At 56.7% G+C, this 13,343-nt stretch carries 8 protein-coding genes; 5 read left to right on the forward strand and 3 right to left on the reverse strand.

What is annotated here, in order from left to right:
• On the reverse strand, positions 1-2,193 hold a 2,193-nt coding region (locus N5J73_RS02535), incomplete at its 3' end, for a methyl-accepting chemotaxis protein (protein WP_345782443.1).
• 609 nt (positions 2,194-2,802) lie between these two features.
• Between N5J73_RS02535 and N5J73_RS02540 the strand changes: the two genes are divergently transcribed.
• Together N5J73_RS02540 and N5J73_RS02545 are read left to right on the forward strand one after the other, a co-directional pair.
• Positions 2,803-3,195: a barstar family protein gene (locus tag N5J73_RS02540; RefSeq protein WP_049446839.1), complete on the forward strand. Its 393-nt coding sequence runs from the start codon at positions 2,803-2,805 to the stop codon at positions 3,193-3,195.
• A 420-nt stretch (positions 3,196-3,615) separates the two neighbouring features.
• Entirely contained in the window at positions 3,616-5,769 is a 2,154-nt protein-coding gene (locus tag N5J73_RS02545) for a type 4 pilus major pilin (protein WP_152906659.1), read from the forward strand.
• Here the strand turns inward: N5J73_RS02545 and N5J73_RS02550 are convergent.
• A complete protein-coding gene (locus tag N5J73_RS02550; RefSeq protein ID WP_152906660.1) occupies positions 5,750-6,523 on the reverse strand; it encodes a hypothetical protein in 774 nt (257 codons plus the stop codon). The two genes, N5J73_RS02545 and N5J73_RS02550, sit on opposite strands and share 20 nt — an antisense overlap.
• Positions 6,524-6,775: 252 nt before the next feature.
• Here N5J73_RS02550 and N5J73_RS02555 point away from each other — a divergent pair, with 252 nt between their 5' ends.
• The 3 genes from N5J73_RS02555 (at position 6,776) to N5J73_RS02565 (ending at position 10,136) form a co-directional block, all read left to right on the forward strand.
• A complete protein-coding gene (locus N5J73_RS02555; RefSeq protein WP_279940479.1) occupies positions 6,776-8,530 on the forward strand; it encodes a YadA-like family protein in 1,755 nt (584 codons plus the stop codon).
• 494 nt (positions 8,531-9,024) lie between these two features.
• The gene (locus tag N5J73_RS02560) at positions 9,025-9,693 is read left to right on the forward strand and encodes a DUF5710 domain-containing protein (protein ID WP_279914441.1); all 669 of its coding nucleotides are present in this window, start codon (positions 9,025-9,027) and stop codon (positions 9,691-9,693) included.
• Positions 9,690-10,136 carry a GIY-YIG nuclease family protein gene (locus tag N5J73_RS02565; protein ID WP_084738830.1) on the forward strand — a complete coding sequence of 149 codons (447 nt, stop codon included), beginning with the start codon at positions 9,690-9,692 and terminating at the stop codon, positions 10,134-10,136. The genes N5J73_RS02560 and N5J73_RS02565 overlap by 4 nt, the downstream gene beginning before the upstream one ends.
• Before the next feature lie 176 nt (positions 10,137-10,312).
• Here the strand turns inward: N5J73_RS02565 and mobF are convergent, their stop codons facing one another.
• On the reverse strand, positions 10,313-13,291 hold the full coding sequence (mobF, locus tag N5J73_RS02570; protein ID WP_279940480.1) for a MobF family relaxase: 2,979 nt from the start codon (positions 13,289-13,291) through the stop codon (positions 10,313-10,315).
• Between the last annotated feature and the right edge of the window lie 52 nt (positions 13,292-13,343).

Consider the following 13,343-nt stretch of genomic DNA (forward strand, 5'->3'; position numbering starts at 1 on the left):
AGCCAACGTCGGCTCGATGCGCGGTGACAGCACCGCCGGGCGTCTCACCGGCGTGACCGAGGCCGCGACTGCCGCAAGCGCGCGCGGGACCGATACGGCTGCCACGGCTGCCCCGGTGCGGAACACCGACACCGCTTCGGTCAGAAGGTTGGCCTGCTCTTCCATGGAACGCGCTGCGGCGCTGGCCTCTTCCACCAGCGCGGCATTCTGCTGGGTGGTCTCGTCCATCTGCACCACGGCCTGGTTGACCTGTTCGATGCCCGAGCTCTGCTCCTGCGATGCGGCGGAGATATCGGCCATGATGTCTGTGACGCGCTGCACCGACGCCACGATCTCGCCCATCGTGGTGCCGGCCTGGCGGACCAGCGCCGATCCATCGGCGACCTTGCCGACCGAATCCTCGATCAGGCCCTTGATCTCCTTGGCCGCGCCCGCCGAGCGCTGCGCCAGTGTGCGCACCTCACTGGCCACCACCGCAAAGCCCCTGCCCTGCTCGCCGGCACGAGCGGCTTCCACTGCAGCGTTAAGCGCCAGAATGTTGGTCTGGAATGCGATGCCATCAATGACCGAAATGATCTCGGCGATCTTCTTCGAGGAGGCTTCGATGGCCGACATGGTGGTCACCACCTGGCCGACCACCTCGCCGCCCTGCGACGCGACACCGTGCGCACCGATGGCGAGCTGGTTGGCCTGGCGTGCGTGCTCTGCGTTCTGCTTCACGGTGGAGGTCAGTTCCTCCATCGACGCAGCCGTCTCTTCCAGGTTTGCCGCCTGCTGTTCGGTGCGCCGCGACAGGTCAGTGTTGCCGGATGCAATCTCGCCTGCCGCCAGGTTGATGCTGGACGCGCTGGACTGGATGCGGCCGACAATCTGCTTGAGCTGATCGACGGTGGCATTGCAGTCATCGCGCATGCGGGCGAACACGCCGTGGAAGTCCCCCTGCATGCGTACGGTGAGGTCACCGCGCGAGATCGCCTGCAGCAGGGTCGAGACCTGCACCAGGTTCTCGTCGGTGGTCTGCATCAGCCGGTTGAGCCCTGCCACCATGTCGCGGAAATCGTAGGCGAAGCGACCTTCGTCGCCACGCAGGCTGAAGTCGCCTGCTGCGGCCGCTGTCGCCAACCGGCGGATCTCGCTGTTGATCGCCGACAGGCTGGACTTGGTTTCGTCCATCGCCTGGGTGATCGCCGCCTTCTCGCCGGGCAGCGGGTCCATGTCCATCGACAGATCGCCGCGTGCGTAGTGCTTCATCACCTCGATCAAGCGGTTCTGCACCTGCACGTGCGATCCGACCAGCGCATTGGTCTCATGCACCATGCGCCCGTAGTCGCCGGGGAAGGCGCTCTCGTCCATGCGGTAGCTGAGGCTGCCCGCATCGTGCTGGCGCGCCAGCTCACCCTGCGCCGCCATCACCGCCTGCAGCTGTGCCTGCATGCGCTGCATTGATCGGAGCAGCTGGGTCACCTCGTCGTTGCCGGAGGCGTCGATGCTGCTGTCCAGGCGGCCACCGGCAATACCGTCGGCCAGCTTCACCGCCCCTGCCAGCGGACGGGTCAGGCTGCGGGTGATGGCCCACGCCGCCAGTGAACCCAGTATCAGGCTCAGCACCCCGAACACGATCGACAAGGTGCCGGTCCAGGATTCGGTCGCGCGGTACTCCTCGCGGCTGCGCGCTGTCAGCGCCTCCTGATGCCGCAGCAGGGTCGAGATGGCTTCATTCCAGGCTGTCGCCAGGCCATGTTCGGCCAGCAGTTCCTTGGCCGCGCCGTCGAAATCGCCGGCCCTCATGCGCTCATGCAGATGCCGGGTGGAGGCGTCGGTGGCCTTGCGTGCCGCATCGATTTTCGCAACCAGGGTATCGCCGGTGGCGTCACGCGGAATCTTGATGTATTTGGCCCAGATACCATCGTAGGACTGCGACAGCTGCTGTGCGCGCTGATAATCCTTGTCGAAATCCTCGCCGCGCTTGATCACCATCAGCCGGCGATGCATCAGCACCGCGTTGTTGGTATCCAGCATGTCGTTCAACAGCCGCATCTTGATCATGTTGACGCCCACCACTTTCTCGAACTGGGCGGACTTCAGGTGATTTCCATACAGCACCAGGCCGACGATGGCCAAGATGAACAGCAGCAGCAGACCAAACCCGGCACCCAGCCGGGATCCCACTCGGAGGTTGCGTAAGGCGAGCATCTCAATTCCCTTGATCATGGCCGTACGATCGGTTGCGGCGCAGGCAAGGGAAACTTTATGGGCCGTTATTATTGCATCGATCCAAAACAACGAAACTGTGCAGGCGGTCGTGAAATCGAACGGAGCCAGGAGGTATACCGGAAAATATCGACACCGCCTCACACACGGATCAATACCGCGCCGCCATCACGGGTATCGACGCAGCCACGACTTTCAACATTCAGCGGTTATACGCCCCACTGGAGTCAGCCAGGATGGTTACAGGAGTTCATACCACGCCCCTGCATCTCCATATTCATTTTCTCCGAAGTACGCCCATGGAGTACCGGCAGGAGCAGCGGAGCGTATTGCGAGCGGCGCAACATCATCTGGAATGCATCTCGATGGCAGGGTGACCTGCAATCGCCGGGGCGTGGCCCAACGTACGACTCATGCCATGGAACGCATCATTACTGAGGCTCCATGCACTCCGCTTGAGACTGACGTGACTCCTGGTGTGGGCACCATACGCGGCCATACGGCGCGCAGTCTGTGTTGCCCGGATGTGCTCCGCGGATCGCGCGCCACGCGCCCCCTCATCCGCGCCTGGAACAACGCTACAGTCCGTACATGACCATCACCCTGCAGATCGAAGGAACCGCCATCGATGACATTGCTGGCCTGTACGCGGAGATCAACCGCGTGTTCATGGCCGGCGAGGACTGGCAGCTCGGGCCGAGCCTGGATGCGCTGGATGACCTGTTGCATGGCGGCTATGGCGCGTTGGCCGGCCATGCGCAGGCCACACTGATCTGGCGCGATATCGCCCACAGCCGCACGGCTCTGGGCGTGGAGACCACCCGCCAATGGCTGCAGGCCAAGCTGGACACACCGGGCAGCTTCAATTCGCAGGCCATTGCCCGCCAACTGGACGCGCTGCAACGGGGCGAAGGTCCGACCTACTTCGAGATCGTCATGGAGATCTTCGGCGGGCACCGGCAGATCACCCTGGTCCCGGCCTGACCCCGTTGCTGTGCCGTACACCAGCGGCGGCAGCCCTGCGCCCCAGCAGTTACCATGGACGGCCCTGTACCAGCTCCGCTGCCGCCGCCCTCCGGCGCGGCCGGACGCCCTGATCCACGAGTCCCATGTCCAAAGACAAGTCCGCCGAACACACCCCGCTGATGAAGCACTATTCGCGTGTGGTTGCGGATACCCTCAAAGTGCTTGCACTGTAAGGCTTTCACCGCCGCTGTGTCCAGCTAAACTCCCCATGGACACACAATGGACACAGGTTCTGCCCCCTCGTGTCCCAACCTGTCTTAAGACGCCCCCGGCTCACTCTTGAGCCTTCAACGGCCGTTTCCCCGTGGACACAGCAAACACCCGATGATCGCTCGTGTGACCATGCGGACGTTTTGTAATTGACTCTGCAATTGGCAATTGCTTGAAGGGTTTCAATTTCCACAGCTTGCCAAAAGTAAAAAGCCCCGTAATGTATTTCAATTGAGATTATTTTACGGAGGGTCAATGAGCCAAAGAGGATTTAATTTGATTGAATTGACCCTGGTCATGGCGCTTATTGTCGGACTGGGGGCGTTGACATATAAGTTGTTCAAGCCATCAGCTTCAATGGCTGCGATCCGCACAGAACAAACACGTGCAGGCCAAATCGTTCAATCGCTCACGGATCTCTATGTGCTGCAACCTTCGTACGCCGGCTTGTCCACGGCGACCCTTGAAAGCACGTACAACTCAAAATTCATTGTGCGCAACGACACATTGGACACGCCATCAAGCATTGGCGCCTCGGCCATTGTGCAACCCGGTACAGCTTTTGGAACCAACGACTCAATTGACCTGATTTATCAGGCCGTACCAAGTGGTTCGTGCGTGAAGCTGGCAACAGCCTTGGCCCGCTCGGCGGATTTTGTCCGCATCAACAGTGTGGAAGTGCAAAAGCCGTACTCCAAATTGCGTGAGGACTTGTTGGCAACGCAATGCGCCACACGTGATCGCAATGAAGTTCTGTTTCGCTACACAAATAAAAATGTTTCGACTCAAGCAACAGACATGTCTGCTTGTGAGTGTTCGCCCACGATCGAAACCCAAACTTTAGCGTGCGCGGACAACGCCAGCGGTTCCATTACCCAACGGCGCAACGCCACGTGCCCCGCGACGACCTGCCCTAGTCGCCAATGGACATCGTGGGTGACCACCAGCAACACATGCGCGGCCAATGCTGCGCCTATACCCGTCATTGATCCGCAAGTCCCACAATCCATCTGCACGCCAATCACCGAACAGCGTGTATCGAACTGTCCAAGCAATCAAACTGGGTTTGTCATTGAAGGGCGCACGCGCGCGTGTCCAAGTCAACAATGGGGAGCATGGACGCCGGTTGCTCGGAACTGCATCGAACCGGCGCCACCTCAAACAACGTGCGAATTTGACCCTGCAACGGACAAAGGCACGGAAACGACTACCTGTCCTGCTGGTCAAGGCGGAAGCATCATTCGTGAGCGCTACCGCAATTGCAAAGCGGATGGAACAAAGGAATGGGGTGAGTGGCAGACGATGACAAGCACATGCAGCGCGTCGTGCACAACAACGGGCACCTGCTGCGCGCCTGGACGCATGCAGCGCGCCACCTCAGTAGCCTGTCCTATTCGCACATATGGCGAACGCAATGGTGTTGAACAGCAATTCTCCCGATGCACCAACGCAACATCTTCTCCTGTGTGGAGTGGAGTGTGGGAATTGAATGCGTCAACGGTTGTCGGTCAATGCAACGCATGCCCCGCTGACACCTCCACGACATTGACCCGCACAGAACCACGCTCGGGTTCCTGCCCTGCTGGCACCTTTGGAAATCAAAGTTGGGAAGCGGTGTTCAATCAGTCAATGACCGTAACTTATGCATGCAACGCCACTGCTGGTCAGACATCACCAGGTCGAGAAGAGACGTATGGAGCATGGGTCGAGTCGGGCACACGAAATCACAACAGCAATTGTGCAACATGCCCATCTCCTTACAACGAAACCGATGAGCAATGGCAACGTGTGGATCTTGGATGCCCAAGTGGTTACTCGGGTCAAAACTCGTATGAGAAGCAACAGCATCGGCAACGGACAATTAGCTTCAATTGCCCAAGCGGTCAGACAACTTCGCCGCCTCCCAGCGTCGGGGCATGGGGTGGATGGTACGACACAGGAGCGCAACGCAATCACGTGAATTCGTGCGCGGCAAGCTGCACGGTCGAGAACCGCTCATACCGCGTTGCTTGGCAGAATTCTTCACCACTGAACGGCTTGAAGGACTGCAACGCGTCGAACATCGGTCAGCGCTCGTGGTCCAACTACACCAGTTGCAGTGGGATGGGGCCATGTGGGGGAACATTCCGCGCAGCGATTTGCACAGCAAGCGGCTGGCAGATTGTGGCTGGTGCCGGTTCCTCACCATACGTCGGATGGGCAAGTGGCCGTCCAACGGAATGGGACGCGGTGTATATGCAGGGGTACAACGATGCACCCGCAATCGGGGCGCAACAGGGCTCAGCCGGTCAATCGAATTGGATCACCTATCAATGCTTATAGTCCGCACATTTTTGGGGCCGTCTTGGTGCATCAAGCGGCCCTTGTCGGTGACCATGTAGCCAGGCCCAGCCTTGAAATCTTCTGCGGAAAAGACATCTGTTTGTCCACGTGCCTCTTTAGCGCCCAGGCGATAAAACGGACCTGATAGAAGCACAGCCTTGTCAGCGGCATTGATTTTGTAGGTCGAACCAGTTGGGTGCGAATGAATCCCCTGACCTGTCGCGGTCATGCCCTCGGGGCAAACACTGGTGATGGGGCACATCACGTGCGAACCGACCGTTGTGACGACTGCACCCCAATCCCCCTGTGGGGACTTGCAAATCTGAGCGCACACTTCGTGCTGAGTGTTTTTGGTGTACTGCGCAATTGGACCCGAAATCGATACCGCAAATTGATCCATCGTCATTGCAGAACGTGCAGTCAATTCACCAAGAACCCTACCTTCAAGATTACTGCCCCCAATATTTATTGACGCACTCATTGACTCAAATGCCAGACGCGACCACCCCCCAGCGGTGTAAACAACAAGTTCCGCATCAGAGTATTTCAGCGCACAGTCCACCAGACGAATGCGATAAGCGCTTTCCGCTTTCGATATATACCCGCAGCTCGATGACCGCTCAGCCAACGACACACGCTCAACAAAGCTATGCAGCGCCTCCCCGTCATGACTGACATATGCTCCCTCTCCGAACGCGCTGGACGATGAAACAATTAAAGACAAGCCAAAAGCAAGCAAAACGTATTTATTCATACACAACCCCATTAACATTGATTTAAATCAAGTTATGAGGTAAATGAATATTGTCAATTAGCTTGACTTGCTTATATCGACTGATACTCTAATTGTGCCGGGAACGTCCAACCCCCTTACGTCTCTTCGGCAAGCCCCCATCACGGGGGCTTTTTTATAGCCGAAACCGTAGTCGCGGTTTTGCTATTGACAAAATAGTAATGTCTGATTTCCTGAATTGGTGAATTCACTCACCAACAATAAGGAGGTCCAATGAAACACAATAAACATTCCAGCTTTTTTTTAGCTCTATGCATCGGCATGGCCTTAAGCGGACATGCTGCAGCTCAATCAACGATCAATGTCGGTGAAGGCAACACATCCACCGATGATGCTCCATCCTATGCATCCGGAGCCATTTTAATTGGTTATGACAACATCAATAATGGCGTGCAGAACAATCTCAATGGCTTTGGCAACACAAGTATTTGGTCGTCCACAGTTGTTCCCGATCCATCGGTCATGTATGGACTCACACGCAACACCGCATACGGAAATGGAAATTACCTGCAAGGCTATAATTTGTATGCGACAGGTATTGAAAATCGCGTGCTGGATGGGACTCAGGTCTTTGTCTCAGGCCGCGAAAATGTGTTGCGCGGCAATAATATTTTCGTGTCCGGAAATATGAACGTCAGCGACGAACTTGCCAATGGCGCAATGGCCTACGGTTCAAGCAATGGTTTGTACGGCTACGCAATGATTTACGGAACGAGCAACGTAGGCCACAGCGGCTTTATCTCTGGAACCAACAACTTCATCATGTCGGTTGCAGGTGGCGCAGTGTTCGGCGTGTCCAACTACGAATACGGAACGAACAACTACCTGTTCGGGTATGGGAACCGTAGTGCCGAAACAGCAAGCGGCAACCTGTTGTCGGGAACATACAACCAAGCCAACGGAACCAACAGCACACTGGTCGGTCACTTCAATAACGCGGTAGGCAATGGCGGTTTGGGTTTGGGCAACAACACCCTGGTCAACGGCGCCTGCGTATCGCTGGGCAATTATTCGGAGTGTGGTGAGGCCAACACGGTGTCGTTTGGCAATGGAAACGCCAATGGCACAAAACGTTTGCTGTTCGTGTCCAACGGCATTGCCAGCACCGACGCAGTGAACCTTGGGCAGTTGTCGGCTGTCAGCCAATCATTGGGTGGCACTGCCGGCTTTACCAACGGCGTTTACAACGGATGGAGCGTCAACCTAGGGGGCTCGAGCTATACGAACGTACACGACGCTCTTGTGTCGCTCGACGGACGCCTCACCACCGTGGAGAACAACCCAGGCGGTGGCTCGTCAATTCCCGGCCCCGCTGGTCCCCCAGGTCAAGACGGAAAAGATGGAATTGGAATTGACGGACGGGATGGCGTTGACGGGTTGAACGGATTGGATGGCCGCAGTGCCTATGAAGTTGCGGTGTCGGATGGCTTTAAGGGATCACAGCAAGAGTGGCTTGAGTCCTTACACGGTCGTGATGGCGTCGATGGAAAAGACGGCATCGACGGCGCAACCGATCCTTTGGCCGTGAAGTACGACGACGAAAGCAAGTCCACAGCCACACTGCAAAGCGCCTCTGGTGGATCCACCCGCGTCAGTGGCGTTGCACCTGGCCGTATCGCTCAAGGATCCACTGACGCGGTAAACGGTGGTCAGTTGTGGGACATGGAGAACCGTTGGAACGATCGCTGGGAAGACACCAACCGTCGCATTTCTCAACAGGATAAGCGGATCAACGGACTTGGCGCGCAATCCATGGCAATGAGCCAGATGGCGATGTCCAGTCAATACCTGCCTGTTGGAAAAGTCTCGTTCAACATGGGCGTGGGCTTCTACGGACCAGCCGCTGCGATTGCGCTTGGAGGATCCGCCCAGGTCACTGAGCGCGTTCGCTTAGTTGGTGGCATCACTGGCGGATCGGGTGGATCCAGTGTTGGCGGCGGTTTCGGGGCTTCAATCACCTTCGACTGACTTTTAGCACCACCTACAACTCGGCAGTACCAAAGGGGGCGCCGGCAAGCGCCCCCTTTTTCTTAGAGCAAATAAAGGAGGTTTCATATGATGAGAAAAATAATTCTTTCGCTGGCACTCATGGTGTCTGCAGCTTCGGCACAAGCAGCACACGTTCTTGCGTCAGATATCACAGGGGTTGTTGTGGATGGACAGGGCAAGCCCATGGCGGGCGAAGTGGTGCGGGCGTACCACCACGAAACGAACCGCCTGATAGAACGACGAACAAATAGCAAGGGACGCTACCACTTCAATAATGTGCGGTCGGACGGCCAGTACACCGTATCGCACGCGGCAACATCGTTCACCGGTCGAGTCAGGTTGGGACAGACACACCGCCAAAACTTCGTGGGCGATGTCGTGCGATACGACTCACCGTCCATCTTGTTCTCCTGGGTGTGGTCTGGACCCAACCAGCGGGTGTATGGCGTTGCAAGCCATGCAAAGGGGGAATGATGGCTCAATACTTCCTTGTCCCTTACAGCGACAAAGACAAAGCCCGTGAACTGGGCGCACGCTTCGATGGCGACACCAAGTATTGGTACGCCGACACAGTGGAATGCATCGAACAGATGCGGCTGCACTTTGACCCCATCACCAACCCCAACCCCATCACCACACTGATTGGTGAAGACCGCACGTTTGGCGGGAACCATCTGCACATCACAATGGTGCCCATGAGCTGCTGGATGCGCTCGGTAAAAGCCTGTTTGGACCCCTCGGACTGGAAACGTCTGTCGGCAGGACTGCGCCAAAGAAGCAACCACACGTGCGAGTTGTGCGGCGCCAAAGAGGATCCCAAGCGCGAGGAATACTTGGATGTGATCGCGCGGTGGGAGTACAGCGACACAGGGAACGTGCAAACGCTCAAGCGCCTTGTGAGCGCGTGCCAGATGTGTGTAAGAGCCACGAACTACGGTTACTCAAAGCTGACCGGTTTGGAGACAGAAGTTCGCCACCACTTCAAGGCAACCAACGGTTGTGATGATGACTTTCTGGACCAGCACATCATCGAAGCATTTGGGCTTTGGACCCAACGCTCATCGAACAATCAAAAGTGGACGATGGATCTTTCGTTGCTTTCCAACAACGGGATCCGACTTGCTAATAAAGGGGGCGTTTGAGTGGTGATGGAGCGGCACGGTTTGGCCGCTCTGAAAAATACCAAGCCCGCCCCCGCCACATCTACGCGCTGTTGTTCGACAACGGGTGCTGCTATGTGGGTCAAACCACAGACCTGCGTAGGCGCGAAGGTCAGCACAGAAGCCACGCGGGTGGCTGGCAAGGCCAGTCCTTCACCTTCATCCCACTTGCGACCATGACCGGCACCAAAGCCGAAGCGGAGAACCATGAGTACGCGTGGAGGTTCGCTGCGCAACGGGCTGGTTGGAGGATCTACGGGAAGCCACCTAACATCCGGGTGAACACCGCACTGCGCATGACACCCCTGCGCCGGTCGATCGCCAAACAGTGCGTCTGGCCTGGGCAAAAGCGCGGGATGTGGGGATGGCTCAAATGGATCTTGGGGTTCGGTGCCGCTGCCGGAATGGTGGCGCTGTTCCAATAAAAAATGGCCCCTTGGGACCATTATTATTCAGTAGTACCCGCGTTCGTTGGCGTCTCGTAAGCGCTCTTGTTCCTCTTCTGAACCAAACGCTGGACGTGGGCGAGTCAATCGCCACGCGACACAGCACGCGGCGACCAGCAAGATGATGACAAGGACATACACCATGCCCGTTAAGCTCATAAGGTCTGTCTCTTGAAGCTATCACGCTGAGTATTGGGGGTCAACGCACGGTCCATCGCCTTTTGGATTTCCGATACATGTTGTCCCACCCAATCTTGAATTTGTTTGCTTTCAGTGTTCAGTTTGGCTTGTTTTTGCCGCGTCTCGTTTCCACGCTTTTTCACACCTGCGCCAACTTCTGGCTTTTGAAATTTGAATTTATCAAATATCTTGGCAATCTCCGCGCCTTCTTCTCCACGCACACCCGCGTGCAAGGTGTTCTCCTTGTTGCGATCAAGAGCCGCACGTTGGCGTAGTGTTTCGGCTTCATGGGTGGCTGTGTACAACGTGAACTTCCCTTTGGTCACCCGCGAGATTGCAACCATCAAACTGCTGCTGTCGGTCATGCCCGCGTTGCCCAGCAAGAACACATCTGTCTTGCCTTGACCCTGGGCACCGTGCACCGTGCGCGCATAGTTGTGCTGAATGGCGTTCCACTCTTCGGTGTTAAATTTAAGTTTGCGACGCTCCAACCCCTCATCGATGTCCACCGTTACGTCAAATCCGCCACGCTTGCGGTTGGGTACGATCGATGTGATTTTTGCTTCGGTTCCGTTGACGACATTCATCACGCTGTCGGCGGTGGTGAAGCGGATCCGATCACCAACGGACAACGATATGTCCTCAAAGAACTTTTTGCCCATGGCGCGGATGTGCACCTCTTCCTTTGCAACCTCACCGCGCTCTTGATAGCCCTTACGAATGGCTTGATTGAGTGTCTTAAGATCCGCATTAGAGTGCGCCAGAACCAAGCGTTCGTCGGTGGTTGCATTTGAGGCAAAGTAGTCGGACACCAACGAGTCAACCGCATCGGCGTGGGTGTTGTACTCGTCAATGCACCCTGCGGCTTCCAATGCGCCCCAAATGGCGGACGACTGCTCCAACACTTCGTTGCGTGACTTGGGTGAGCGTTGCTTCACCGGCAAGCCATTCTCGTCGTAACTGTAGAACATCTTTACGATGTCGCGCATCCGTTGATCTTTCTGCCGGCGAATTTCAGTGATGGTGCTTTCGCCCAGGACATCGCTCATCAACGCCATGCCCTGCCCTGCGCCGACTGGCTTCAACTGCTCTTCGTCACCCTGCAAAATTAGTTTTGCGCCTGCGTTTTTGCAGTGCGCGGACAACGCACGGATTTGCGGCACGTCGATCATGCCGGCTTCATCCAACACCACAACATCATTGCCGGTCAACACAAGGCGGTTGCGTGATAAGTCGGCAAGGATCTTTGTTACCGATCGGCATTCCATGCGGCTTTCTTCCTGCAGCTTTTTGGCCGCTTGGTTGGACACGGCACAACCCAGCATGCGTTTGCCTTGGGCTCGGTACACTTCGGAGTAGAAGTCCGACACCGTTGTTTTTCCTGTACCCGCAAAGCCTGACGCCACGCACACCCCGGCCGTGTCACTGACGATGTGATCGACCGCTGTACGCTGTTCCTTGGACAACTTGAAGCCTTTTTTCAGTTCCAATGCTTCAATGATCGGTGTGGACAGTTCCTTGCCCACCTTCCACCATTCCTCCCCTTTGCGGGCGTTGGACATGGTGACCAAATCCAACTCGCACTCCACCATCCATCGCGCCGCGTAGCGCGACTCAGTGTGGCGTCGGGCCAAGGTCATTCCTTTGTCGTCGTCGTGCAGCGCCACTGGGTTGATTTCCATCAAGTCGCTGCTGTCCGACACGGCTGCATCGGCCAAGGCAAACAGTTCGCTTGCGGTGACAAAGCCCAGGTTCTCTGTACCGATCTGACGCAGCAGTGTTGGGTAGTCGAACGCCGCGTCGTTCTCGTGCAGCAGTTCAAGCAGTTCCTCACGAGTCCGGGCGGGGCAACGCACATCCTGCTGTTCCTTGAGTTCAGCAATGGTGGGTACTTTTATTTTGTGGCTGACGTTTTCGATGAGCTTGGAGAAGTGGTCCATCAACTCTGGGTAGGACGGCTCGTCTTTGTGCTTGCGCGTCTTCGCCCAGGCTGCGGCGTCGACCGTGCCCTTGGAGCGCTCTTCCATGATTTCCAGATGGCGCGACGAAAATTCGTTGATAAGTTCTCTGTCGTTCAAGCCAGCAACCTCCCAGGACCGCGCGCCTGTTCTCTGTCCGTGGGCATCAACCTCTTCGCTCTGAACAATTTTAAAGCCCGCCTTGGACAGTTCTGTCGCCAGAACATTTTGGTAGACCATATCGGCCGCGTGGCGGAAACGAAAAATCTCAGATGCGTCAAATGTGCTGTGCGTGCCGTCCAACCCTTTGCACACGTTGTAAACCAGAACGTGGGTGTGCAAGTGAGGTTCCAACTCGCGGCTTCCGAACTGCATGTGCATTGAGTACGCCAAGCCGTCAACGTCGATCACGTCCTTCCCGCCTTTGCTGCGCCGACACTGGGTGAACGCTTCAAACATCTTGCTCATGGACGCTTCCACGGCCACACGTTGGGCCTCCATCACAATGAGCTTTGTGTCGTCATCACCCAGGGCATGCAACAGCGAAACGGACTTTGGTGGGGAGTGTGTAAGGTCGTAGCCCGCGCGTCGTCCGCCCTTGTCCACCATCATCACGTTGCCATCCTTGTCCAAGCGAGGCTTGCCGGTACGCTTGTCGATCTTCACTTCGGCGGTCGGTCTGGCTCCGGCGTTCTGACACAGTTCCTTACCCGTGGGTGAGAAGCCGTCGAACAGCGCCATCATGTCCTCTTTGTTGACCGGCTTTCCGAGCAACCCCAACTCGCCGGCAAGCTTGCCACCCCAGTGGGACGTGACATAGGTGGATGTTGCGGTCTCAAGATCCGGTGTGCCGTCCAGGTAATAGTCAGTGGCTTGACCGTCTTGTTTTTGAGTCTTCTGTTGCAGTTCGATATCGGGAACCGCCAACAGATAGTCAATGACATCATCGCCTTTTGGATTGGTCGATCTGTGTTGCAAAAGTTGTCGTTGGATCACGGGCACCCCCATTTTGAATGAATGATTTCATCCAAACAAAGAACGGAGTTTT

The sequence above is a fragment of the Stenotrophomonas sp. GD03654 genome, assembly GCF_029845105.1.
Classification (GTDB): domain Bacteria; phylum Pseudomonadota; class Gammaproteobacteria; order Xanthomonadales; family Xanthomonadaceae; genus Stenotrophomonas; species Stenotrophomonas africana.